Origin of the sequence: Pseudomonas sp. IT-P176, from assembly GCF_949767245.1 — a bacterium.
GTDB lineage: Bacteria > Pseudomonadota > Gammaproteobacteria > Pseudomonadales > Pseudomonadaceae > Aquipseudomonas.
On sequence record NZ_CATKPN010000064.1, the window covers coordinates 1 to 23,873 of the forward strand.

Annotated in this window: 24 protein-coding genes and 1 pseudogene; 6 read left to right on the plus strand and 19 right to left on the minus strand. The window is 63.0% G+C overall.

The annotated features are described in order from the left end of the window. Positions 1-81: 81 nt before the first annotated feature. Together ACM6IP_RS18800 and ACM6IP_RS18805 are read right to left on the minus strand one after the other, a co-directional pair. Positions 82-1,233 (minus strand): acyl-CoA dehydrogenase family protein, encoded by a 1,152-nt coding sequence (locus ACM6IP_RS18800; RefSeq protein ID WP_095171480.1) that lies wholly within the window; start codon positions 1,231-1,233, stop codon positions 82-84. A gap of 5 nt (positions 1,234-1,238) precedes the next feature. Beyond that, positions 1,239-2,345 (minus strand): enoyl-CoA hydratase/isomerase family protein, encoded by a 1,107-nt coding sequence (locus ACM6IP_RS18805; RefSeq protein WP_414862071.1) that lies wholly within the window; start codon positions 2,343-2,345, stop codon positions 1,239-1,241. A gap of 482 nt (positions 2,346-2,827) precedes the next feature. On the opposite strand from ACM6IP_RS18805, the gene ACM6IP_RS18810 reads away from it, so the two are divergent. Beyond that, positions 2,828-3,304 (plus strand): Lrp/AsnC family transcriptional regulator, encoded by a 477-nt coding sequence (locus ACM6IP_RS18810; protein ID WP_095171484.1) that lies wholly within the window; start codon positions 2,828-2,830, stop codon positions 3,302-3,304. 283 nt (positions 3,305-3,587) lie between these two features. Here the strand turns inward: ACM6IP_RS18810 and ACM6IP_RS18815 are convergent, their stop codons facing one another. The 10 genes and pseudogenes from ACM6IP_RS18815 to ACM6IP_RS18860 all read right to left on the minus strand — a co-directional run. Next, a complete protein-coding gene (locus tag ACM6IP_RS18815; RefSeq protein WP_095171486.1) occupies positions 3,588-4,295 on the minus strand; it encodes an HPP family protein in 708 nt (235 codons plus the stop codon). Positions 4,296-4,504: 209 nt separating this feature from the next. After that, entirely contained in the window at positions 4,505-5,026 is a 522-nt protein-coding gene (locus tag ACM6IP_RS18820) for a GNAT family N-acetyltransferase (protein ID WP_414862072.1), read from the minus strand. A gap of 9 nt (positions 5,027-5,035) precedes the next feature. Beyond that, positions 5,036-6,412 carry a UDP-glucose dehydrogenase family protein gene (locus ACM6IP_RS18825; protein WP_159996145.1) on the minus strand — a complete coding sequence of 459 codons (1,377 nt, stop codon included), beginning with the start codon at positions 6,410-6,412 and terminating at the stop codon, positions 5,036-5,038. Continuing rightward, positions 6,409-6,822 (minus strand): 4-amino-4-deoxy-L-arabinose-phosphoundecaprenol flippase subunit ArnF, encoded by a 414-nt coding sequence (gene arnF / locus ACM6IP_RS18830; RefSeq protein ID WP_414862073.1) that lies wholly within the window; start codon positions 6,820-6,822, stop codon positions 6,409-6,411. Before arnF ends, ACM6IP_RS18825 begins: the two co-directional genes overlap by 4 nt. Beyond that, positions 6,819-7,163 (minus strand): 4-amino-4-deoxy-L-arabinose-phosphoundecaprenol flippase subunit ArnE, encoded by a 345-nt coding sequence (gene arnE, locus ACM6IP_RS18835; protein ID WP_095171493.1) that lies wholly within the window; start codon positions 7,161-7,163, stop codon positions 6,819-6,821. The genes arnF and arnE overlap by 4 nt, the downstream gene beginning before the upstream one ends. Then, complete coding sequence (gene arnT / locus ACM6IP_RS18840) at positions 7,160-8,806, minus strand: lipid IV(A) 4-amino-4-deoxy-L-arabinosyltransferase (RefSeq protein WP_414862074.1); 1,647 nt, start codon at positions 8,804-8,806, stop codon at positions 7,160-7,162. The genes arnE and arnT overlap by 4 nt, the downstream gene beginning before the upstream one ends. After that, the gene (arnD, locus tag ACM6IP_RS18845; protein ID WP_095171496.1) at positions 8,803-9,687 is read right to left on the minus strand and encodes a 4-deoxy-4-formamido-L-arabinose-phosphoundecaprenol deformylase; all 885 of its coding nucleotides are present in this window, start codon (positions 9,685-9,687) and stop codon (positions 8,803-8,805) included. The genes arnT and arnD overlap by 4 nt, the downstream gene beginning before the upstream one ends. After that, entirely contained in the window at positions 9,687-11,678 is a 1,992-nt protein-coding gene (arnA, locus tag ACM6IP_RS18850) for a bifunctional UDP-4-amino-4-deoxy-L-arabinose formyltransferase/UDP-glucuronic acid oxidase ArnA (protein WP_095171497.1), read from the minus strand. The genes arnD and arnA overlap by 1 nt, the downstream gene beginning before the upstream one ends. Next, complete coding sequence (gene arnC / locus ACM6IP_RS18855; protein WP_414862075.1) at positions 11,675-12,694, minus strand: undecaprenyl-phosphate 4-deoxy-4-formamido-L-arabinose transferase; 1,020 nt, start codon at positions 12,692-12,694, stop codon at positions 11,675-11,677. Before arnC ends, arnA begins: the two co-directional genes overlap by 4 nt. Continuing rightward, positions 12,691-12,819, minus strand: a pseudogene (locus ACM6IP_RS18860) (UDP-4-amino-4-deoxy-L-arabinose--oxoglutarate aminotransferase); the annotation flags it as partial. The pseudogene ACM6IP_RS18860 and the gene arnC, both read right to left, overlap by 4 nt. Positions 12,820-13,183: 364 nt before the next feature. Between ACM6IP_RS18860 and xerC the strand changes: the two are divergent. Continuing rightward, the gene (gene xerC, locus ACM6IP_RS18865; protein WP_414862076.1) at positions 13,184-14,134 is read left to right on the plus strand and encodes a site-specific integrase; all 951 of its coding nucleotides are present in this window, start codon (positions 13,184-13,186) and stop codon (positions 14,132-14,134) included. Positions 14,135-14,224: 90 nt separating this feature from the next. Here the strand turns inward: xerC and ACM6IP_RS18870 are convergent, their stop codons facing one another. Next, positions 14,225-14,851, minus strand: a complete 627-nt coding sequence (locus ACM6IP_RS18870) for a histidine phosphatase family protein (protein ID WP_414862077.1) — start codon at positions 14,849-14,851, stop codon at positions 14,225-14,227. A 365-nt stretch (positions 14,852-15,216) separates the two neighbouring features. Here ACM6IP_RS18870 and ACM6IP_RS18875 point away from each other — a divergent pair, with 365 nt between their 5' ends. Next, the gene (locus ACM6IP_RS18875) at positions 15,217-15,570 is read left to right on the plus strand and encodes a DUF1428 domain-containing protein (protein WP_095171505.1); all 354 of its coding nucleotides are present in this window, start codon (positions 15,217-15,219) and stop codon (positions 15,568-15,570) included. Between the two features lie 19 nt (positions 15,571-15,589). Here ACM6IP_RS18875 and ACM6IP_RS18880 read toward each other — a convergent pair whose 3' ends face one another. Both ACM6IP_RS18880 and ACM6IP_RS18885 read right to left on the minus strand, forming a co-directional pair. Further along, positions 15,590-15,781, minus strand: a complete 192-nt coding sequence (locus ACM6IP_RS18880; RefSeq protein WP_095171506.1) for a hypothetical protein — start codon at positions 15,779-15,781, stop codon at positions 15,590-15,592. Between the two features lie 13 nt (positions 15,782-15,794). Then, positions 15,795-16,445: an MliC family protein gene (locus tag ACM6IP_RS18885; RefSeq protein ID WP_401129451.1), complete on the minus strand. Its 651-nt coding sequence runs from the start codon at positions 16,443-16,445 to the stop codon at positions 15,795-15,797. A gap of 177 nt (positions 16,446-16,622) precedes the next feature. Between ACM6IP_RS18885 and ACM6IP_RS18890 the strand changes: the two genes are divergently transcribed. Both ACM6IP_RS18890 and ACM6IP_RS18895 read left to right on the plus strand, forming a co-directional pair. Further along, on the plus strand, positions 16,623-17,843 hold the full coding sequence (locus ACM6IP_RS18890) for a helix-turn-helix domain-containing protein (protein WP_414862078.1): 1,221 nt from the start codon (positions 16,623-16,625) through the stop codon (positions 17,841-17,843). A gap of 34 nt (positions 17,844-17,877) precedes the next feature. Then, positions 17,878-18,504: a PQQ-binding-like beta-propeller repeat protein gene (locus ACM6IP_RS18895; RefSeq protein ID WP_320332230.1), complete on the plus strand. Its 627-nt coding sequence runs from the start codon at positions 17,878-17,880 to the stop codon at positions 18,502-18,504. A gap of 3 nt (positions 18,505-18,507) precedes the next feature. Here ACM6IP_RS18895 and ACM6IP_RS18900 read toward each other — a convergent pair whose 3' ends face one another. Genes ACM6IP_RS18900 through ACM6IP_RS18915 form a run of 4 tightly spaced genes read right to left on the minus strand, consistent with a single transcriptional unit; the run spans position 18,508 to position 21,570 of the window. Beyond that, complete coding sequence (locus ACM6IP_RS18900; RefSeq protein WP_095171514.1) at positions 18,508-19,167, minus strand: glycosyltransferase; 660 nt, start codon at positions 19,165-19,167, stop codon at positions 18,508-18,510. Beyond that, positions 19,164-19,763 (minus strand): class I SAM-dependent methyltransferase, encoded by a 600-nt coding sequence (locus ACM6IP_RS18905; protein ID WP_159996127.1) that lies wholly within the window; start codon positions 19,761-19,763, stop codon positions 19,164-19,166. The genes ACM6IP_RS18900 and ACM6IP_RS18905 overlap by 4 nt, the downstream gene beginning before the upstream one ends. Then, positions 19,760-20,527 (minus strand): PIG-L deacetylase family protein, encoded by a 768-nt coding sequence (locus ACM6IP_RS18910; protein WP_414862079.1) that lies wholly within the window; start codon positions 20,525-20,527, stop codon positions 19,760-19,762. The genes ACM6IP_RS18905 and ACM6IP_RS18910 overlap by 4 nt, the downstream gene beginning before the upstream one ends. Next, positions 20,524-21,570: an acyl-CoA dehydrogenase gene (locus tag ACM6IP_RS18915; protein WP_414862080.1), complete on the minus strand. Its 1,047-nt coding sequence runs from the start codon at positions 21,568-21,570 to the stop codon at positions 20,524-20,526. The genes ACM6IP_RS18910 and ACM6IP_RS18915 overlap by 4 nt, the downstream gene beginning before the upstream one ends. Positions 21,571-21,789: 219 nt before the next feature. On the opposite strand from ACM6IP_RS18915, the gene ACM6IP_RS18920 reads away from it, so the two are divergent. Then, positions 21,790-23,715: a PAS domain S-box protein gene (locus ACM6IP_RS18920; protein ID WP_414862081.1), complete on the plus strand. Its 1,926-nt coding sequence runs from the start codon at positions 21,790-21,792 to the stop codon at positions 23,713-23,715. Positions 23,716-23,873 lie beyond the last annotated feature (158 nt).

Below are 23,873 nucleotides of genomic sequence, written 5' to 3' on the forward strand. Positions count from 1 at the left end.
GCCCCCCGCGCGGGCAAGCCCGCCCCCACAACGCATTAAAGAACTGGTGGGAGCGGGCTTGCCCGCGATGGGTTCAGGGTTTCACAGCAGGTAGTTCTTCAATTCCCGCGCAATCACCATCCGCTGAATCTCGCTCGAGCCTTCGTAGATCTGGGTGATCCGCGCATCACGGTAATAGCGCTCCACCGGATAATCTTCCAGATACCCATAACCACCGTGAATCTGGATGGCCGAGGAGCAGACCTTTTCGGCCATTTCCGAGGCAAACAGCTTGGCTTGCGAGGCCTCCGACAGGCAGGGTTTGCCTGCGCTGCGCAGGCGTGCGGCGTGGAGGATCAACAAGCGGGCGGCGTTCAGCCGGGTGTGCATGTCGGCCAGCAGGTTGGCGATGCTCTGGTGCTCGATGATTGGCTTGTCGAACTGCACCCGGTCGCGGGCGTAGGCCAGGGCCGCTTCAAAGGCTGCGCGGGCAATGCCCAGTGCCTGGGCAGCGATGCCGATGCGCCCACCTTCGAGGTTGGACAGCGCAATCGCCAGGCCCTTGCCACGTTCACCCAGCAGGTTGGCTTCGGGGATGACGCAGTTGTTGAGCGTTACCGCGCAGGTGTCGGACGCCCGAATGCCCATCTTGTGCTCGCTGCGGTCAACGATGAAGCCGGGGTTGTCGGTGGGCACCAGGAACGCCGACAGGCCTTTCTTGCCCAGCTGCGGATCGGTCACCGCAAACACAATCGCCAGCTTCGCCCGCTTGCCGTTGCTGACAAACTGCTTGGCGCCGTTGATCACCCACTGGCCATCGCGCAGTTCGGCGCGGGTACGCAAGTTATGCGCCTCGGAACCGGCTTGGGGTTCGGTCAGGCAGAAGCAACCGATGGTCTGGCCGCTGGCCAGGTCCGCCAGCCAGGTCTGTTTTTGTGCCTCGGTGCCGTAGTTCAACACCGGCCCGCAACCCACCGAGTTGTGGATGCTCATCAAGGCGCCGGTTGCACCGTCGCCGGCGGAAATCTCTTCCACTGCCAGGGCATAGGCAACGTAGTCGACATAAGTGCCGCCCCATTCCTCAGGCACCACCATGCCCAGCAGGCCTAGCTCACCCATCTTCGCCACCAGGGCGTCGTCGATCCAGCCAGCCTTTTCCCAAGCCTGGGCATGGGGTGCGATCTCGCCGCGGGCAAAGTCCCGGGCCATGTCGCGGATCATCACTTGTTCTTCGCTCAGTTCGATATCGTGCATGAGAATCAGCTCCCGCTCTGCTCAAAGCCTGTGAAGAAACTGGCCACGTGCTTGGCGTCCAGGGCCTGGACGGTGGCAGGGTTCCAGCGTGGATTCTTGTCTTTATCGATCAGCAAGGCGCGTACTCCCTCGATCAGGTCGCCACGGGCGAACCATTGACGGTCCAGGTGCAGTTCCAGGGCAAAGCAGCGTTCCAGGCTCAGTTCGCGGCCGCGGCGGAGCATTTCCAGGGTCACGGCCATCGCCAGCGGGGAGCGGGTCTGCAGCAGGTTGGCGGTGTCCACGGCCCACTGATGGCTGTCGGCGACGGTCACGCTGCGCAGTTGTTCGATGATGCTTGGCACGTCCGGCAGGGCGAAAAAGTGGTCAATGGCTGGGCGCAGGGCTTGCAGCGGGGGTTCGGGCAGGTGCTGCACCGCCAGTTGGGCCAACAGCCCTTGCAGGTCCTTGAGTGGCGTATCGTGCCACTGCAGGTTATCCAGGCGCTGGTCCAGCTCGCTCAGTTGCTCACTTGCCAGGTACCAGTCGGCCAGGCCGCAATACAGTGCATCGGCGGCGCGAATCTGTACCCCGCTGACCCCCAGGTAGATCCCCAGCTCGCCCGGGATGCGCGGCAGGAAATAACTGCCGCCGACATCCGGGAAATAACCGATACCGACTTCCGGCATCGCCAGGCGGCTGCGTTCGGTGACCAGGCGCAGGTCGGCGCCTTGCACCAGGCCCATGCCGCCGCCCAGGACAAAACCGTCCATCAGTGCCAGGACCGGTTTGCGGTATTGGTGAATAGCCAGGTCGAGGGCGTACTCCTCAACGAAAAAATCTTCGTGCAGGGTGTCGCCGGCTTGGTAGCTGTCATACAGCGAACGGATGTCGCCGCCAGCACAGAAGGCTTTTTCCCCGGCGCCGCGCAGCACCACGGCATGCACCTGCGAATCCCGGGCCCAGGCCTCGAGTTGGCGGTGCAGGGTGCGGACCATGTCCAGGGTCAGGGCATTGAGGCCGGCGGGGCGATTGAGGGTCAGGTGGCCAATATGGTTGCGCACCTCGGCCAGGACTTCGTTGCGCGTGGCATCCATGGCCTTTACCTGCGTAGATAAAACCTCAGCAGTCATCGGTAACTCCCTGCTTTTATTGTTCTTTATGGAAATGCCCAGGCGCGGGCGATCGTCGATCGTAACAGTGCAAATTTGCCGTGTACAACCCGGATGAATGCAGGTTCGGTGTGCATTTTTGTAATATCGAAATGGCCGTCGGCGATATTTTTAACTCAATAGGGCATTCACGACAGAATCGGCTGTAAATCGGCCGAGTCCAGCATAACCATGTTGTAAACGCAGCCCTGAACGACACCTCGAAGGTTACGTCTGTGGGCATTCTGCTCATCGATTTGCAACCGTCTGCATCAGAGGTTTGAGGTCGATAGGGGTGCGCGGCCAGGGGTGTTTCCTGTACAAGTTCAGCGTTGAAAATCTGGATAAACGTTTTGACGTGGAACGGGCTCGAGGAGCAGGGGCAGGAAATGGTCCCGACCGGCCGGTCAGAGCGAGCGTTTGCAGTAATTTCTCTCGGGCCGTTGAAGTGAGGCAAGACGTACATGGCGGATATCCGCGATCTGTCGATTGTGCTTGATCGTATCGACCAGGCCATTATCGAGGTGCTGCGCCACGATGGGCGCATCACTTATCAAAAGCTTTCCGAGCTCGTGCACCTGACACCCAGGCCCTGCCTTGAACGGGTGCGCAAGCTCGAACAACTGGGGGTGATTCGTGGCTATGGGGCGATTCTCGACGAGAAAAAGCTGACCCCTGGCCTGTCATTGCTGGTGCTGGTGGCGCTGTCGAACCAGAGTGGACGCGCCGCGCAAAAGGCTTTCGAAGCCAAGGTCAGGGCGTGCCCGCAAGTGCTGGAATGCCAACTGATCAGTGGCGCCTTCGACTACAGCCTGCGCATGCGTTGTCGCGACATGGAGCACTATCGGGTCCTGACCGAAGTCTGGTTTGACGACCCGGAGTTGCACATCGACAAACTGGTCAGCCACCCCGAACTGGCGATGGTCAAGACCTCTTCCTGAGGTTGTGGTCTTTTGATCCTGGGTTTGTGGGTTTATTCGCCCAACGGCGGGTCACTTTGGCAAACGCCGGAATGCCGCCCGCCAGCACTGTAGGAGCGAGCCTTGCTCGCGATGGACGTCAACGATGACGCGTCTCTCCTGATTCAACGCGGCGCTCTCGGGTTTCTCGCGAGCTGGCTCGCTCCTACAGGTTTTGGTGGCTGTATGTGAGCTCTGTGATGGAGCGAGCCGCAAGCGGGCGCTCGCTCCTACAAACGCATCAGCGCTCAAGCGCTGGGCTGTATCAGCCTTGGCCGCTCAGTACCTGGCCGATGCTGCGACGCTTGGCGTGACGCTCGCTGGCGTGGATCAACTGTTCGAGGTCTTCAGGGGTGACGTCGAAGAAGGCCTCCAGTTCGGCCAGCGCCGCCTTCAGGTCCTCGGCGTTGATGGCCTGGCTGTCGGTGGGCGGGTGGTCGGCGGGGATCATTGGCACCGGCTCGGCGGGGCGCTTGGGGTAACGGATGCGGGTCAGGTTGTTGTACCCCAGGGCGCTCAGCAGCAGGGTCGAGGCGCCCAGCATCACCGGGGCCAGCGCCTGCCAGTCGAGGGCGATGGTCGCAGGATCCGCCAGCACCATCAGCAGCGCCAGGGCCCCGGCCGGTGGGTGCAGGCAACGCAGCCAGCACATCAGGATCAAGCCCAGGCCGGCCGCGAGGCAGGCACTGGCCAGCGTTCGTCCCAGCACATGAGCTACCAGCAACGCCATCACGGTGGCACACAGGTAGCCACCGATGATTGACCAGGGCTGGGCCAGCGCACCGGATGACACGGCAAACAGCAGCACTGCCGACGCTCCCAGGGGGCCGATCAAGTGCAGGGCAATCTGCATGCCGAAGACCTGGGCACAGGCCCAGACACTCAGCAGGGTGCCCAGCGACATGCCGATGGCAGCGCGGCTCCATTCGGTAGGGCGGGTGTTGATGGCAGCGGGAATCCAGCGAGCGAACATGGGTAGGACGGTCCAATTGCAAAGGGCAGGCAAAAAGAAGGGCTTGGCTGGTTCTCCAGCAAGCCCTTTAAGCGTTCCAACATTTGGGGGAGGAACCGGCACAGTGTGCCGGCCAACTCGCAGCCTGACAAATTCATATTAATGATCTTTAAGTTCATTAATGTTGAAGTTAAATCACCCCGCGCGCAGCCCTGCACCCCGGTTTGTCGCTAAGGACGCAAGTCCAGGCGCATGGCACAGCGCCGATGGCGGGGCAGGCCGTGGGCCGCTTCCTCATCCAGCAGTTGCTGCAGGCGGGGATCGATCTGCTGTGCATCCAGGGTGACAAAACCACTGCGCCGATAAAACAGCTCGTTCCAAGGCAATTCACGGAAGGTGGTCAGGGTCACTGCCAGCAGCCGCTGGTCCCGGGCGTGCTCGATCGCCGCCTGCAACAACTGCCGACCCAAACCCAGGCCCTGAGCTTCACGATCAACCGACAGTTCCTCGATATGCAACTGGCCGCCCGTCACAGCGGCGCTGAGAAAACCGACGATGCACCTATCCGCCGCCTCGACCACCCACACCGGGCAAGTTGCGATGCGCTGGCGATGCTCTGGGCCACTGATCACCGCTGCGTCGACCAGCCAGGCCAGGTCGGGGTCCTGGGCAAACAGGCGGGCCGCCGAGCGCTCGATGTCGGGTAGCGCGTCGGCATCCTCGACTCGGGCTCGACGCAAGACACAGGTCATGCCCACTGCCTAGGCGATGGCAGCAGCGGGCCACTGCTGCTGCGGGATTGGCAGATGGCAGGACTCGCCGCGCCCCATGGGGAAGTACTTGAAGCCATTGCGAGCCAGGCGTTCTGCGTCGTACAGGTTGCGTCCGTCGAAAATCACCGGCGCCTTGAGACGCTGCTGGATCAACTCGAAGTCGGGGGCCTTGAACTGCTGCCATTCGGTGCAGATGATCAGCGCGTCGGCGTCCTTGAGGACTGACTCTGGCGTGCCCATCAACATCAGCCGGGTCTCGTTCGGGTACAGCTTCTGGGTTTCCTGCATGGCTTCGGGGTCGAATGCGCTGACCGATGCGCCGGCGGCCCACAACGCTTCCATCAAGACGCGACTCGGGGCGTCACGCATGTCGTCGGTATTGGGCTTGAACGCCAGGCCCCAGAGGGCAAAGGTCTTGCCGGCCAGGTTGCCGTTGTAGAACGCCTTGATCCGCTCGAACAGCTTGTGTTTTTGCCGTTCGTTGATGGCTTCCACGGCTTGCAGCAGGTCGCTGGAGCAATTGGCTTGCTCGGCGCTGTGAATCAAGGCCCGCATGTCCTTGGGAAAACATGAACCGCCATAACCACAGCCGGGGTAGATGAAGTGATAGCCGATGCGTTGGTCGGCGCCGATGCCCAGGCGCACCGACTCGATGTCGGCCCCCAGGTGTTCGGCCAGTTCGGCGATCTGGTTGATGAAGCTGATCTTGGTCGCAAGCATGCAGTTGGCGGCGTACTTGGTCAGTTCGGCGCTGCGCAGGTCCATGAACAGGATGCGGTCGTGGTTGCGGTTGAACGGCGCATACAGGTCGCGCATCACCTCGCGGACTTCGTCGCTGTCGCAACCGACAATGATCCGGTCGGGACGCCGGCAGTCGGCGACCGCCGAGCCTTCCTTGAGAAACTCGGGGTTGGAGACGATATCGAATTTCAAGCTGCGCCCGGCGGCCAACAACTGGCGCTCAATGTGCGCGCGCAGGGTGTCGCCAGTGCCCACCGGCACGGTGGATTTCTCGGCGAGGATCAGCGGCTGCTGGCGGTGGCGGGCCACTGCATCGCCGACTGACAACACATGGCGCAGATCGGCCGCACCGTCGTCGTCGGACGGCGTGCCCACGGCGATGAACAGCACCTGGCAGTGCTCGATGGCGAGCTTTTCGTCGCAGCTGAAATGCAGCCGTCCAGACTCCAGGCCTTCACGTACCAGGCTGGCCAACCCAGGTTCAAAAATGCTCACATGCCCCTGCTGCAGCAGCGCAATCTTTTGCTCATCGATGTCCATGCAGACCACATCGTGGCCCACTTCGGCCAGCACGGCAGCCTGCACCAGGCCCACGTAGCCACTCCCGATTACACTGATTTTCATGAGGCATTCCTGAGGTCTGAAGTACGCTTGCTGCGCGAATTGATGGTGATGACTCCGAGGATGACCAGGGCCACCCCCAGGGAGCGGGACAGGCTGAAGTCTTCGTTGAACAGCGGCAGGCTCGCCGCCAGCAGGTAGACCAGGGCGTAGCTGATACTCAGCAGCGAATAGGCGCGACCCAGGGGCAAATCACGCAAGGCCAGCAGCCAGCAGAGCATCGACAGCCCGTAGGCAAGGATGGCGCTGAGTACCACCGCCACCGCGAAGGGGTCGACCGTGCCGTCCTGCAGGGCCGTCCACCACTGCGCTGGCAGGGGCAGATGGCTCATGCTCCAGCGCATGCCCAACTGGGCCGTGCTGACCAGCACCACGCTGGCCATGCCAAAAGCGATTCCACGACCCAGGCTCATAGCTGCCTCCCGAGCAGAATCACCCCGGCGATCACCAGGGCGACGCCGATCCAGTGCCGGCGGTCGATCGTTTCATGGAACACGAAGCGGGCCACCAGGGTGATCAGCACAAAGTTCAGGCTCAGCATCGGGTAAGCCACCCCGACATCGAGCCGTTGCAGCACCAGCAACCACACCAGCAGGCCCAGGCCCAGGCTCGCCAGCGCCAGCCACAGCCAGGGTGAACGCAGTTTGTCGAGCAGCGCCGAAGGCCGCTCGCGCCAGCTTTCCACCGCGTACTTCTGCGCCACCTGGCCCAGGCACGTCAGGAGGCAGGCGAGCCCTACGAGTATCAGGCTCATGGCTGACTCTTGGGGAAAATCAGAATCACCAGATTGCCTTGGTCATAACGCTTGAAGTCCTGGGGCAACATGTCGATTTCGTAATGCTCCTCGCCATTGATCCGCATGACGACGCCCACCTGGCCTTGCTGGCGGGCTGCGCTCATCCATTGCGGGACCTTGAGGAAGTCCACCCGGCGATGCAGGGTGTCAGGATACGCCAGACCATATTTCACTTCGCCTACGGTGTTGTACAGCGCCACGTCCGCGCGGTTGAGGCGCCAGGCCAGGGCCGAGGCGGCGCCCAGGTCGTTGCTCAACAGCCGGGTGCTCTGGCTGAGCTCCTGCAGATGGTCATTGATGAACTGGTCCGGGGTCTTGTTGTACACCACAGAGTTCGGCAGGCCGGCCGGCAGCAGGGCGATGAACAGCCAACTGCCGAGCACGGGGGCGGCCCACAGTTGCAAAGGGCGCAGGGCCTGCAGGGTGTTGCACAGCAACCAACCGATCACGGCAACGCTGACCAGCACCAGGTGCTCGGGTTCGTTGTTGTACAGCGGCTTCTTGATCTGGAAATACACCAGCGCCAGCAAGACCAGGCCACCCAGGGCCAGATTGAGTGCAGCGTTGAGACGGATGACCCGGGTCTGGCGGTTTCTCAGGCGATCCACCAGGGCATGGCCCATCAACAGCGCCAGCGGCAACAGGCAGGGAAAGATGTAGCTCGGCAACTTGCCCTTGGCCAAACTGAAGAAGGCCAGTGGTAGCAGCAGCCACAACAGCAGGAAGCCGATGCTGGCCTGGCGCCGATTTTGCCAGGCCTGGCGGATGGCGACCGGCAACAACGCAACCCATGGCAGGCTGAACGCCAGCAGCAGCGGCAGGTAGTACCACCAGGGCTCCGCGTGTTGTGCATCGGCACCGGCAAACCGGCGGATGTGTTCGTGCCAGAAGAAGAAATTCCAGAAGTCCGGCTCCTGGGCATGTACCGCCAGTGCCCAGGGCAGGCTCACCAGCACCGCGACCAGCACGGCCACGCCGCCGTAGGTCAGCAGTTCGCGCAGGCGCTTTTGCCAGGCCATGTAGGGCAGGGCGATCAGTACCGGCAGCAACCAGGCGAGGAAACCCTTGGTCATGAAACCCATGCCGCAGGCCAGTCCAGTCAGCGCCCAGTAGCCCAGGCGGGCACGTGGCGTCTGGCTGTCAAAGGCCAGCCACAGCCCCGCCAGGCTCAGGTTGACCCAGAAGGTGAATTGCGGATCGAGGTTGGCATAGCCGCCCTGGCCGACCACCACGCACAAACTCATGTAGAGCAGGGCGCAGGTCAGGCTCTTGCGCGAGTCGTTCCACAGGCGCCGGGCAATCAGGTAGGTCAGCACGATGCTCAGGCCGGTGCTCAGGGCCGAGGCCACGCGCACACCAAACAGGTTGTCGCCAAATAGCGCCTGGCCCAGGGCGATCATCCAGTAGCCAGCCACCGGTTTTTCGAAATAGCGGATGCCCATGAAGTGCGGTGAGGCCCAGTTTCCGGTCAGGAGCATTTCCTGGCTGATCTGCGCGTAGCGGGTTTCATCGGGAATCCACAGGCCGTGGGAGGTCATTGGCAGCAGGTAGAACAGACCGAAAGCCAGCAGCAATAAAGGCAATATCCAGCGTCTGCTCATGCGCCTTGCACCCCCAGCCAACCTTCACGGCCGGCCAGCGTGCCACGTAAGACCCGGCCCGCAGGCAGGCTGTCGAGCGTCTCGGGAAGCAAGTTGCCCAAGGGCTGGAAGCGGATGTCGCGCGCGCGCGCCTGCACCAGCAATTGACGGAAATGCTCAGCCATCAGAATCCCTTCTACCTCTGCGTGTACGGTGTAGACGTTCAGCTGCGAGGGGCTGAATCGATCCAGAATAAATGGGTTGAACCCGTCGGCGGCCACCAGCGGGCCGACCACTTCGTCGAAAGTCGGCAAGTCCACCGGAATCTGTGGGGTACCGAGACTGCCGTCGGCCAGGCGCGGACGAAACAGGCTGTGCCCGCGGCAGTCACTGTTGTAGCGAAAAGCAAAAGCTTGCTTGGCGCCGATCACCCGCTCATCGGCGCGCCAACCGGCGGCAGCCGAACAGTCCACGGTTTGGCCGAGAATATCGCTGAGACAGTCGACGCCTCGGCGGATCTGTTCGCTCAGCTGCGCATCGCTCCAGCGCCCGGCGTTGGCCTGCCAGCCGTGGTGGTCCCAGGCATGCAGGCCAATTTCATGGCCGGCGGCCGCGGCCCGGCGCATCAGGTGCCCGAGATCGCGGCCGATGGGCTTGCCAGGCCAGGCGGTCCCCGCCAGCAGAATGTCCCAGCCGTACAGGCCGGCGGCATTGGAGCGCAACATTTTCCAGAGGAACTGCGGGCGGATCAGGCGCCACAGGTGGCGCCCCATGTTGTCCGGGCCAACGCTGAAGAAAAACGTCGCCTTGACCTGCGCCTCATCGAGCATGTCCAACAACCGAGGCACGCCTTCGCGGGTGCCCCGGTACGTATCGACATCGATTCGAAGGCCCGCCTGCATCAACGCTGGTCCGCGATTTCGAGCATGGCTTCACGCAGGAAGAAGTCCAGCGTGTTGCCGATGGTTTCGCGCATGTGCACGGTCGGGGTCCAGTCCAGCAGGCGCTTGGCGTTCTTGATGCTCGGCTTGCGGTGCGACACGTCCTGGTAGCCGTTGCCGTAGAACGCCTTGCTCTCGACCTCGCGGAAACCGGCGAACGGCGGGAAATTGTCGCGCAGTGGATGCGCCTCGAACTGGCGCAGCAGTTCCTCGCCCAGTTGGCGGATGCTGGCCTCGTTGTCCGGGTTGCCGATGTTGATGATCTGGCCGGTGCAGGCGCCATTGCGGTTGTCGATGATCCGCGCCAGGGCTTCGATGCCGTCGGCGATGTCGGTGAAACAGCGTTTCTGCTCGCCGCCGTCGAACAGGCGGATCGGCGTGCCTTCCACCAGGTTGAGGATCAACTGGGTGATGGCCCGGGAGCTGCCGATCCGCGCGGAGTCCAGGCGGTCCAGGCGCGGGCCCATCCAGTTGAACGGCCGGAACAGGGTGAAATCCAGGCCTTGCTGGCCGTAGGCCCAGATCACCCGGTCCAGCAGTTGCTTGGATACCGAGTAGATCCAGCGCTGCTTGTTGATCGGGCCGACGACCAGGTTAGAGGTGTCTTCGTCGAAGTTCTGGTCCTGGCACATGCCATAGACTTCCGAAGTCGATGGGAAGATCACGCGCTTGTTGTACTTGACGCAGTAGCGAACCAGCTTGAGGTTCTCTTCGAAGTCCAGTTCAAACACCCGCAGCGGGTTGCGGGTGTACTCGATGGGGGTGGCGATGGCCACCAGCGGCAAGACCACGTCGCATTTCTTGATGTGGTACTCGATCCACTCGGAGTGAATGCTGATATCGCCTTCGACGTAGTGGAAATTGGGGTGGCTGCGCAAGCGCTCGATGGCGTCGGAGCCGATGTCCAGGCCATAGACTTCGTACTGGTCGTCGCGCAACAGGCGCTCGGACAGGTGATTGCCAATGAAGCCGTTGACGCCCAGGATCAGTACCCGGGTGCGCCGAGGGCTGCGCCCCGATTCAGCGCCGCGCAGCACGGAACCCTCGACCAGGCCCAGTTCGTCGGCCAGTTGCGGGCCACTGAGGAACAGGCCGTTGTCGTTGCGCTGGCCGGAGGCGATCAGCAGCGAGTCTTCACCGCAGGCAATGCGCAACGGATCGACGCTGATCACGCGTCCAGGGGCCAGGCCTTCATTGCCCTTGACCACCTCGGCAGTCCAGACGATCAGCTTGTGCTCGCCGACGGCACAGAAGGCGCCAGGGTAGGGCTGGGTGACGGCGCGCACCAGGTTGAACAGTTGCTCGGCCGGTTGCTGCCACAGCAGTTTGCCGTCCGCCGCGGTGCGGCGCCCGAACACCGTGGCGCGGGATTCGTCCTGGGCGGTTTCGCTGGTTTTGCCCTGGATCAGCAGGGGCAAGGTGTCACGTAGCAGGCTGGCGGCGGCTTCACGCAGCTTGCCGTGCAGGCTCAGCGCGGTGTCGCTGCGTTCGATGGCGACCGCTTGTTGGGCGACGATGGCCCCGGCGTCGGCGCGCTTGACCATGCGGTGCAGGGTGACGCCGGTCTGGGTTTCGCCCTTGACCAGCACCCAGTTGGCCGGGGCGCGGCCACGGTAGGCCGGCAGCAACGAACCATGCAGGTTGAACGCGCCCTGGCGCGCGGTTGCCAGCAGCGGCTCGCTCAACAGGTTGCGGTAATAGAAGGAGAACAGGTAGTCGGGGTTGAGCTTGGCGATGCGCTCGATCCACAGCGGATGGTTGACGTCTTCCGGCGCATGCACGGTGATGCCCTTGCGTGCGCACAGTTGCGCGACCGAGCCATAGAAGGTGTTTTCCTTGGGATCGTCGGCATGGGTAAACACCGCGCTGATCCGAATCCCCGCTGCGAGCAGGGCTTCGATGCCGGCGCAACCAATGTCGTGATAGGCAAAAACAACAGCGTTTGAACTCATGGCGAAACCTGATCAGTAGAAGTGGAAGTCAAACCGTCGACAGTGACAGCGGGAGCCGGCGTGGCGGGTTGGTTGCGCAGGACTTTTTCGATGAAGAACCGTGGTCGCGCCCGTACATCACCGTACATCCGCCCCAGGTACTCGCCCAACAGGCCCATGCCGATAAACTGGCCGCCGGTGAACACGAACAGGATGGCGAACAGCACGAACATGCCGTCACCGGCCCAGCCGGCACCAAAGGCCAGGCGCAACACAATCAGGGCCAGGGCGAAGAGCATGCCCAGCGCCGCCATGCTGAAGCCGATGATGCTCAGCAGGCGCAGCGGGGTGGTGGTCATGCACGTGATCAGGTCGAACATCAGGTTGATCAGGCGCATGGTGCTGTACTTGGACTCGCCATGCTCGCGCTCGGCGTGCTGCACCAGGATCTCGGTGGTGTGGCGGGCAAAGCTGTTGGCCAGGATCGGTATGAAGGTGCTGCGCTCGCGGCAGGCCAGCATCGCGTTGACCACGGTGCGTCGATAGGCCCGCAACATGCAGCCGTAGTCACTCATGGCGACTCCGGTGGAGCGCTTGACCGCAAGGTTGATCAACTTCGACGGGTAACGGCGCAAGGCTGAGTCCTGGCGATTGTTGCGTACCGTGGCCACCACGTCGTAGCCCAACTCGGCCTGGGCCACCAGGCGCGGGATTTCTTCCGGCGGGTTCTGCAGGTCGGCGTCGAGGGTAATCACCACATCGCCCTTGCACTGTTCGAAACCGGCCATGATCGCCGCATGCTGCCCATAGTTGCGATTGAGGATTACCGCCACTACCTTGCTGCCGTCGCGGGCGGCGCCCTCTTCGAGCAGTTGTGCAGAGTTGTCGCGGCTGCCGTCGTCGACCAGGACGATTTCATAGTCCTGTTTGAGTTGGCGGCAAGCCCCTTCAGTGCGGCGCAACAACTCGGGCAGGCTTTCTTCTTCGTTGTAGACCGGGATAACGATCGACACGCAATGGATTGGATAAGGCTTCAAAGGCTTGGGTCCAGGGTCTGTGCAATGGCGCCCACTACGGGTTCGACGTCATTGGTAGTCATGTCAGGGAACAATGGGATCGAACACCGGGGTGTCGAGTTCCGCGGAGTTCGGTTCAAATGAATAAATTTGTCACAGGGTAACTCAAGAAAAATAATCCATATCAAACGGTTAGCCGACAATTATGAAAAAGCGCTTGAATTGACTTTTTCCCTTGGGATCGGCAGCGTGGGCTCCGGCAGAACCTGATTCGGATGCCCTGAGAGTAAGCGTGAATATGTGAAAGTGACATGAAAAATCTGTGTCTTGATCCTTTAACGTAGACGTTTACAGCAACTGTTCAGGGTATCGCGAAGGATAGGGGGGTTATCGGAAACTTCCTACGGGTTTAGCCTGTCAGACCCTGCTTCAATAACCCGTTCGACTATTAATAGACTTCAACAGATGAACCGTCTCTGTTGAGCACTTTTCATTAAAGGTCCTTTCAGTTTGTTCGATTTACCCGATACCGCAGACACACCGACGCCCGCCGGGCAACGCCCCAATCCACTGACGCTGTACCTGGCGCGCCTGGCACCCTCCAGCCAGTTGACCCTGCGTTATGTCTTGCAGGATGCGGCCGACCGCCTGGGTTTTGATGAGTTGAACATGGAAGACATTCCCTGGCACCAGTTGCAGCCCGAGGATGTGATCGCGCTGGTGGCGGCGTTGCGCAGCGACGGCTATGCACCCAATACCTCATCCCTGTACGTCAACGCGATACGGGGGGTGATGAACGAAGCCTGGCGCATGAGCCTGATCAGCCACGAGCACCTGCTGAAAATCCGCTCGGTCAAAGGCATCGCCGGCACACGCCTGTCCCAGGGCCGCAACCTCAAGCGCACCCTGATCCACGACCTGATGGCGGTGTGCGCCGCCGACCCCCGACCCCAGGGCCTGCGCGATGCGGCGATCATTGGGATTCTGTACGGTTCGGGTATGCGCAAGTCGGAGTCGGTCAACCTTGACCTGGCGCAGGTCGACTTCGCCGAACGTAGCCTGCAGGTCACGGGCAAGGGCAATAAACAGTTGATCAAGTACGCGCCGAGTTGGGCCTTTGCCAAGCTCGAGGCCTGGCTCGAGCTGCGGCGTTCGTTTCTCGAAGAGGGGCAGGCGGACGATGGCTTCCTGTTCAATCGTATTCGCCGTGGCAGCCACATCACCCGTGAGCGGATAACCAAGCATGCGATCTACTACATTGCCCGGCAACGCGGCACCCAGGTGGGCGTGAAGATCATGCCCCACGATTTCCGCCGTTCATTCATCACCCGGGTGATCGAGGAACACGACCTGTCGATCGCGCAGAAGCTGGCGCACCACAGCAACATCCAGACCACCGCCAATTACGATGTGCGCGACGACAATGAGCGGCGGCGCGCTGTAGATCGTTTTGATTTGTGATAAATGACTTATTAAACAATAGGATATAGCTGATTGTTGAAGTGATTTGTAGGGTCGAGTTGCGCGCCTTTGTCGCCCAGGTTCCGCGGGCTATTTCTCTGCAACTTGATTATTCAGCACGCTCGGCCAATCAGAATCATTCACCGTGCCGAGTATCTGCAACTTGCCATCCGGCCCGACTGCCGCAAACAAGGCGCTGGTGTACTCGGCTTTGCGGGCGTTCTTGAAGCCGTTCTGGGCTTCAAAATCGCTGATGCAGCCACTGTGGGTGACCAGCACCAGATTGCGCTGCGCGGTCTTGTGCGCCAGCACCTCGGCACCCATGGTCGCGCCGCAGGCTGCCAGCCATTCCTGTTGGGGTACCACTTGGGCCGAGAGATAGTGCGCGGTTTGCACCGTGCGGGTGGCCGGGCTGGTGAGCAGGTCGGTGTGCGCAAGCCCCAGGGAATCCAGGGCCTGACCCACTTGCCGGGCCGCGTCCCTGCCGACTTCGGTGATGCCGTCGGCAGGGCCCAGGCAGGGGTTGCTCGACTGATCACAGCGTTCGGCATGGCGTACCAGCACCACGATTTCCCCGGCCTGCCAGCGTTGCAACACACTGGCCTTTTGCAGCTGATTCCCTTGCGCCAGCAACATCGGCGATGCCGGCCAGGCAACGAACCCCATTACCAGTGCCGCTACCAGCAGGGTCAAGATGACAAGGGCCAACTTGTGCATCGGCTGTTTAATCAAGCTTTCACCGGATAACTTCGGTGTTGGGGACATAACCACAGCGTTCACCTGTAGAGCGTAGATACACCACTGAAATGATCCTGACGTTGCGCGTGCAAGGCGCTCGCAGGACAAATGATGTCGCGCACTGTAGGAGTCGGCAGGTGGCAGGCGAGTGAAACCAATGTGAAAAATTCGCTTTAGCCAGGAAGCAAGTATTAACGGATGTAAATCATTGGCGTCAGTTGGCCGGACGCACCCTTGTGCGTGACCGTTGGTCAGTACAGTCCCGGGGACTGTCGATCGTTGGTCGGGCCAGTCGACTAGTGCATGAGTCTTTCCATCAGCCAATGTGCAACAGGAGTCCGAGCATGTCCTATGTCGATGGTTTTCTAGCCGCTGTGCCCACGGCCAAACGTGAGGCGTTCCGCCACCATGCCGAGACCATGGCGCAGATCTTCAAGGAGTTTGGTGCACTGAACGTGAGTGAGTGCTGGGGCGACGATGTGCCCGAGGGCAAGCTGACGTCGTTTCCCCTGGCGGTGAAGCTTGAGGAGGGCGAAACCGTGGTGTTTTCCTGGATTCTGTGGCCCGATCGCCAAACGCGCGACGCCGGCATGGCCCGCTTCATGGCCGACCCGCGGGTGCATGAGCCGGGCAACCAGATGCCATTCGATGGCCAACGCATGGTGTTCGGCGGTTTCCAGCGGATTGTCGACGTCTAGCGTGTCGGGCCCGGGGTGTTCATTCGTGAGGACTGATCCGGCAACTCTTGCGGTTACGGATCTCCTCTTGCGAAGGCCGTTGCTTGACGAACTCGAACCGTGGTTCGCCTTCGTTGTAAGTCACCAGCCAGCCCCATTCCAGCTCTGACTCGTCCTGCCCTTGCCGGGGTGGCTCAGCCCACCAGGGTTCTTTACCGACTATCTGGCGCATGACGTTCTCCCGCTTATCCAGTGGGTTCGAGGGTGCAACTCAAGGGTGCGCTGGCCGGGCGTTGCAGCAGCGCCTGGTTGCCGTTCTGGGAAAAACTGTAGGAACCGCGCGCGTCCTGACCACTGTAGCGCTCCCCCGAGTCACTCGGCACCTGGGAGAGGGTGATCGAGGTCGTGGCCCAGCGCAGGTAGAGCACGTCCGGGCCGGCCTTGAAGTAGGTGGCGGCCACCAGCGCGTCAAGCCCGTTGCAATGAAACGCCAGCGGGCCATCGGTCAGCCGGCTGGGGTCTTTGGTCCTGACGATGGCGGAGCCCTGGCGCAACTGGTGGGCCCGCTCGGCATAGGCTTGGCGGATACAGGCCTTGGGCTCGGCGGTGGAGGCGCACTGATTGCGATCCAGGGTCCAGTAGCGTTGGTCGGTCATGACCTTGTCCGGGCGCGGCACCGAGCGCTCATCGGTGAGGGCCAGGCGATACAGCCGGTACAGTTCGAGGTCCATGCGGGCCAGTTGCGGATCGCGGCAGATCAGCTTTTCCACCATCAGGCTGGCCTGGGCACACTCGAAACTGGTTTTGTACAGGGAGTCTGCCCAGGTACGTTCGCTGCTCACCGCGCAGGCGCCGGTGGCGAGGAGGGTGGTGCACAGGGTCGTGAGCGTTTTCATGCTGGCTTCACTCAGATCATCAGGTACTGCCCGGGCAACGGTGAGCGCCATGATCCGCGTTATGGGTCTATCAGTGTAAGTCAGTGGGCAAAACTTGCCACCGGCACGGCCTACCGCAGGGCTGGTGGCCGCTGAGATAGACTGCACGGCAAGAGAGCAAGCGTGGGAGCGGTTGACATGGATTCGCTGATCACGGCCGCTGCCCGGGCACTGGCGGTGGGCGACCCGCTGGGGGCACTCAAGCACGTCGCCTTGCGCGACGATCCGCCGGCGCTGGCCCTGCGCGGGATTGCCATGGCGCAGTTGGGCGACTTTGCCCGGGCGAAGGCCTTGCTGCGCCGGGCCAGCCATGACTTTGACCCGAACGAACGGGTGGCGCGGGCGCGCTGCGTGGTGGCTGAGGCGGAGATTGCCTTTGCCGCGCGGGACCTCGGCTGGCCGCAACCGGCCCTGGAGGCGGCGCGCGAGTGCCTGCAACTGCACGGTGACCGGATCAATGCCGCCCATGCCCGCTACTTGCAGATTCGCCGGCTATTGCTGATTGGCCAACTCGACGTGGCCGAGGGCCAACTCGCGGCACTGCAGCCGGGCACGCTGCCACCGGGGTTGCGGGCGATCCATGGGCTGATTGTCGCGGGTTTGGCGATCCGCCGCCTGGATGCCCCGGCGGCGCGCCTGGCCTTGGCCGCCGCCGAACAGGCCGCACGGTTGGCCGCAATCCCGGCGCTTGGTGCCGAAGTGGCAAGCGCCTGGCAGGTACTCCAGGCCCCGGCGGCGCGATTGACCTGCCAGGGCGCAGAACGACTGTTGGACCTGGAGGCCGTCCAGGCGCTTCTGGGGTCCGGAGCGCTGGTGCTCGACGCGCGTCGTTATCAAGTCCAGCAGCGTGATGCGCGGATTTCCCTGGCGGGCCGCCCGGTGCTGATGGCGCTGCTGACCGTCCTCGGCGAAGCCTGGCCGCAGGCGGTGCCCAGGGCTACGCTGATCGCTCGGGTGTTTCGCCTGAAACTCAGCGATGACTCCCAGCGGGTCCGTCTGCGGGTGGAAATCGGTCGCTTGCGCGCGATGTTGCGCCCACTGGCCCAGGTCACTGCAACCCCGGGCGGTTATGCCCTGGTGCTGCCTGCATCGGGCACGCTGGCGGTCCTGGCATGGCCCATCGAAGCGTCCCACAGCGAGGTGCTGGCGCTGTTGATGGACGGTGAGTGTTGGTCGAGCTCGGCCCTGGCCCTGGCGTTGGGCGTTAGCCAGCGCAGCGTGCAGCGAGCCCTCGAGGCGCTGGCGGCTGAGGGTAAGGCGCAAATGTTCGGCCGTGGTCGGGCGGCGCGCTGGACCCGCCCACCGATTCCGCGATTCGCGACCACATTGTTACTCCCGCTGCCCTGGTCCGGTGATTAGGCTCAAGGCTCCCAACCACTACGAGGATGTCGCGATGAAACAGTCAGCCGCAAGCATAGTACGTGAATACGGGCCTTTTCCCGGGGTCGACAGCGTGCACGGCGTCACCTGGGACGGTGAGCGCGTGTGGTTCGCCAACAATCTGGGGCTGATCGCCTTCGACCCGGACAGTGGCAAGGCGCTGGATACGTTCGCGATGGCCGCCGATGCCGGCACCGCTTTCGACGGCCAGCACCTGTACCAGATTGCCGGGAACCAGATCCACAAAATCGACCCTGCCAGCGGACGGGTTCTGGGCAGCATCCCGGCGCCCGGTGGCAGTGACTCGGGGCTGACCTGGGCCGAAGGGTCGCTGTGGGTCGGTGAGTACCAGGACCGGCAGATCCATCAGATCGACCCCGCTTCGGGGGAAATCCTGCGGACCCTGCAATCGAACCGCTTTGTCACGGGCGTGACCTGGGTCGACGGTGAGTTCTGGCACGGCACCTGGGAGGGCGAGGAGAGTGAACTGCGGCGGATCGACCCGCAGAGCGGCGAAGTGCTGGAGACCCTCAATATGCCCGCCGGGGTCGGAGTCTCGGGCCTGGAGTCTGATGGCGCCGAGCAGTTCTTCTGCGGCGGTGGCAACAGCGGCCGCGTGCGGGTGGTTCGGCGGCGCTGAAGCTCAGCCGTCGCCCGCCAGCGACTTCAGATAATCACCGAAGCCGCCTTGCGCACGGGAGTCCAGGCGGCTGCTGGTGCGCACGCGGTTGAGGGCAGTCCAGACGATGCTGGCACCGCTGCGTTGCAAATCCTCCACCAGGCAGACGTCCTCATGCGCCGGCAGCGGGCGGAATCCGCCGACGCGCTGATAGGCTTGCGCACACACCCCCAGATTGGCGCCGTGCACATGTCGGTGGCCTTCCCGGGATTGATACAGCGCCTGGTAGCGCTGGCGTACCGCCGGGCAATGGTCGGGGTGCCAGTCATCGATGCTGACCGTGCCACACACTGCATCGGCCTTGAATGCCAACTGCTGGCGCAGCCAGTTGCGGGGCACCCGGCTGTCGGCATCGGTACAGGCCAGCCAGCGCGCGCCCTGGTCGAGCATGTAGGCGGCGCCGGCCCGGCGGGCACACCCGACGTTACCGTCGTTGATCACCAGGGTCTGCACGCCACTGGCCTGGGCGATGGCTAACGAGCGGTCGGTGCAGGCATCCAGTACCACCAGGATCGCCACTGCTTCTCCAGCGCGTTCGACGTCGTGCGCGGCGCAAGCGAGGGCGTCAAGGCAGCGTTTGAGCAGGGCCTGTTCATTGTGAGCCGGGACGACGACGCCGATCATTGGGTGGGTTCTTCGAGGTCAGGACGGTAGGGGCCTCGGCACCAGAGCTCGAGGATGAAATCGGGTTCCTCGTGGCGCACGGCACGCGGTAAATGCAGATGGGCATCGAGCATGGCGTGGACCTGCGCCCCGGTTTGCGGGCAGCCGGCAATGGGTTGCAGCCAGTGGCAGGCCAGGACCGCCCCCTGGGGACTGAGGCTCGCGCGGGCCTGGTCGATCACCTGGCGCCAGTCGTTACTGTCCAGGTAATAGCCCAGTTCACTGAGCACAATCAGGTCGAACTGGCCTTCGGGCCACTCTTCAGGCAAACGACCTTGCACCACCTGCACCTCGGGATACCCGGCCAGGCGTTCGGCGGCCAGGGCCACGGCGGTGTGACTGAGGTCCATGCACAACAGACGGTCGCCGCGTTCGGCCAGGCCCAGGCTCAACTCGCCATTGGCACAGGCCGGCTCGAAGACCCGCCCATAGCGTTGGCGAGGTAACAAGGCTAGGGTCAGTGCCCGTTTGCGTTTTTCGTACCAGCGGCTGCGGAACGCCCATGGGTCCGGATTGGCACTGAACAGCTGTTCGAAGTAGATCGCCGACAGGCTCATAGAAACACCAGTTCAAAGGGTTGCAGCAGGCGTTCCAGCACTGCCGGGGGGAGAATGGCTGGCCGGCCGGTACTCGGGTCGGCCAACAGCTGGCTCTGGTGCGCAGCAATTGCCCGGCGCTTGCGCACCAGGAAACGCGGCGCGACCAGCAGTTTGCGGGCGCGCAACCACGGCAGGCGGTGATCCTCCGGTTCTGCCCAGTGCCAGGCCCAGACGGGCACTTCCAGCAGATGGGCCTGGCGCGTACGGCAGGCACTGGCACAGGCGCGGCCCACGGCTTCGTGATCACAGTGGCCGTCATGGCGCCAGGTGGTGAGGACCTGGTCGTCCGGGCGAATCAGCGCGCAGAGTTGCTGCACCAGCTGCGTTTCGCTTTCGCCTACCGCGGAGTCGGCGAACCCCAGGCGCAACCAGTCAAGTCGTTGCGCATCCAGACCCAGGTGCGCCAAGGCCCGGGCACTTTCCCGAGGCCGCTCGGCGCCGAGGCGCTCGGCGGGCCAGAGGCTGGACCCCGGGTGGCTGCCTTCCCCATCGGTGACGGAAATCATCAGCATGCAGGTGGCGTCGCTGGCCAGGCTGGCCAACAGTCCGCCGCACATCAGCACCTCGTCATCCGGGTGCGGGGCGACCACCACCAAGCGCCGGCCCAAGGGCAGGATCAGCTCTCGGGGCAATGACGGTACGGCTTGCAAGGCGCGGGATGCCTGCCACTGGGCCAGCGAGGTACCCGCGCCTTGAATCAGTGGGTCTGGGTCCTGGCTCATAGGCACCAGCCCCGCGGATCACGTCCGTGCAGTTGCCGGCCGAGTTCAGCCAGGTCGCGCTCGGCATGGCTCTGCCGGATAAATACCGGCAGGTCAGCGCTCAACCGGGCGAAGCGCGGATCGCGGCAAAAGGGCGTGGCGCCCAGTGCTCGTCCGACGTGCCATTGCACCTGGGCTACTGCCGCTTCCACCAGGGCGCGGGTCCGACGCACGGTAAATTCCGCATCGGCCTGGGGGTGAGCATCGATCCACGCGGCGCACTCGCGCAAACCGGACGCCGCGCTGGCTAGCGCAGCGTCGACGGCTCCCAGGTGTGCTTGCGCGTGGGGATCGTTGCGCGGTCCGGCGCAGGCGTGGTGCAGGACCTCGGCCAGGGTCCGCGCGGCGCCGTACCAGCAGGCGGCAATGCCGGCACCGCCATGCCAGAAACCGCAACGCTGCACATACGCACCGCTGCCCCCCACGCAGTGGGCGCGGGCGCCGTCGAGGTGGACACTGACGCTGGCGGTCGTCGCCATCCCGCGGGCCTGCCAGTCGTCACTGTCGATGCGCAGAGCGCCTTGGCTGAGTGCCAGCGCCACCAGTTGCGCACGGTCGTCTTCGTCCCAGGCGGTGAGTAAGGCATGGTCGATCTGCAGGGCTCCGGAGCACCAGGCTTTGGTCCCGCTCAATTGCACCGCCCCGTGCTCGCGACCGACGATTCGCACCCTGGCCGTTGGCGGCTCGGCCGCCCAGACGCCCCAGATGCCCGGACTGTCCAGGTGCAGGGCATCCAGTTCGGCAAGAATCGCCTTGGCATCGGTGTGGCCTTCGAACAGCTTGAGCAGCGCCAGGTCATTGCCCGCTACCTGTGCCAGGGTGCGCCAGCGTTGCAAGGTCTGGCCCTGGCCGGGCAGCGGCAGGTCGGCCTGGCCGTCTGCCAGGCAGCGGCGCATGATCTCGGGTAACTGGCGATCAAGTTCCAGCGGCGCGGCGCGCTGGCCAAAGTCCTCGAGGATCTGCTCAAGCGAACTCCTCCCGTCCTGCGCTGTCGACCTGTTCATGCTGACTACTCCCTGCTGACCCAATGCGCTGGATGGCGAGTACCGCCGCCTTCATAGCATTGTGAGAGATCGGCATTTAAGGAGTTCAATCTGCTTTATCCGCTGCCGATGTCATCTATGATCAACAGATCCAGAACAACCCATGCAGCGTGCAACAGTGGGTGCGGCAGTACCTGCCGACATCCGGGCAGCGCCTGATAAAAAAACGAGAAGGCCGCCATGAGTGAACAACCGGGTACCCGCAGCGATCCACTGGAGCAAGGCCGACTGCGCTTGTTGATTGACGCGGTGGTGGACTACGCCATCTACATGATCGACCCCGAGGGTATCGTCGTCAGCTGGAACGCCGGCGCGGCGCGGATCAAGGGTTATGACGAAGCCGAGATCCTCGGTGCGCACTTTTCCAGGTTCTACACCCCAGGGGATCGCCAGGACGGCACGCCACAACGAGCCTTGCGCACCGCCATCGAGCAAGGGCGTTTCGAGGGCGAGGGCTGGCGGGTTCGCAAGGACGGCAGCCATTTCTGGTCCCATGTGGTGATCGACCCGATTCGCGACCCCCAGGGCAAGCTGCTGGGATTTGCCAAAATCACCCGCGACCTGACTGAGCGCAAGGCGGCCGAGGAAACCCTCAAGCAGAGCGAACAGCAGTTTCGCCTGCTGGTGCAGAGCGTCACCGACTACGCCATTTACATGCTCGACCCAACCGGGCGGGTCAGCAACTGGAACATGGGCGCCCAGCGGATCAAGGGCTACCTGCCGCAGGAAATCATCGGCCAGCATTTTTCAGTGTTCTATACCGCCGAAGACCGCACCGCGGGCGAGCCCGAACGGGCGCTGGAAGTGGCGACCCGCGAAGGGCGGTTTGAAAAGCAGGGCTGGCGCATGCGCAAGGACGGCACGCGCTTTCTCGCCCACGTGATCATCGACCCGATCCGCAGTGAAACCGGGTCGATCCTGGGGTTTGCCAAGATCACCCGCGACATCAGCGAAGCGACCCAGGCCCAGCGGGAATTGGAGATAGCCCGCGAAGCGCTGTTCCAGTCGCAGAAGCTGCAGGCCATCGGTCAACTCAGTGGCGGTATCGCCCATGACTTCAATAACCTGCTGACGGTCATCCTCGGCAACCTGGAACTGCTGCGCAAGCGCGCCGGGGAAGACCCCAAACTCCTGCAACTGCTGGACAACGCCGCCTTGGGCGCCCAGCGCGGAGTCTCGCTGACCCAGCGCATGCTAGCCTTTGCCCGGCGCCAGGAGCTCAAGGCAGAGTCGGTGGCCTTGCCCCATTTGCTGGAGAACATCACCGGCTTGCTGCGCAGCTCCCTCGGGCACCTGGTGACCATCCACTGTGATTTACCTCCCGACTTGCCGCCCGTGCAGGCCGACGTCAACCAGTTGGAGCTGGCGATCCTCAACCTGGCGACCAACGCGCGCGATGCCATGCCACTGGGGGGACGCATCCTGATCAACGCGGTGGATTCGCTCAAGGGGCATCCAATCCCGACCCAATTGACGGGCCAGCGTTATGTCTGCCTGTCGGTCAGCGATAACGGGCACGGCATGGATAGCGAAACCCTGGCCCAGGCCACCGAACCTTTTTTCACCACCAAGGGCGTGGGCAAGGGCACCGGGTTGGGCTTGTCGATGGTTCATGGCTTGGCGGAGCAACTGGGCGGTTGCCTGATTCTTGGTAGCGAGCAGGGCCTGGGTACCACCGCGCAGTTGTGGTTACCCCTGGCCGTCACCGCAGTGGCCCAGGCGTCCAGCGCACCCGACGCGGCGCAAGATGGGTTTACCCGCCTGTGTGTGCTGCTGGTGGATGACGACAGCCTGGTGTTGACCAGCACCTCGTTGCTGCTCGAAGACCTTGGGCATCGGGTGATCTGTGTGACGTCGGGCACCGAGGCCCTGCAGGTGTTCAAGAAACGCAGCGACATCGACCTGGTGATCACCGACATGGCCATGCCGCTGATGGATGGCGCACAACTGGCCGCAGCCATCCGCGAGCTGCACCCTGACATGCCGATCATTCTCGCCACCGGCTTCGCCCAGCGCCTGGACGGCTTCGTCGCCCACTTGCCGCGTCTGGCCAAACCTTTTACTCAACTGAACTTGATGGAAATCCTTAACAAGGCAATGCGCTGAGCTGTGGTGGCAGGTAACGATGGCGGACTACCGGCGGGCCTCTGGGGTGTTGGATTAGACCGAGTACATATCCATTTTTGCGGTAACGGCCACCTATGGTTCCGCTTTTACAGCGGCTCACTTTTGGAGGAGCCCAAAAGTAAGCAAAAGGCTCTTTC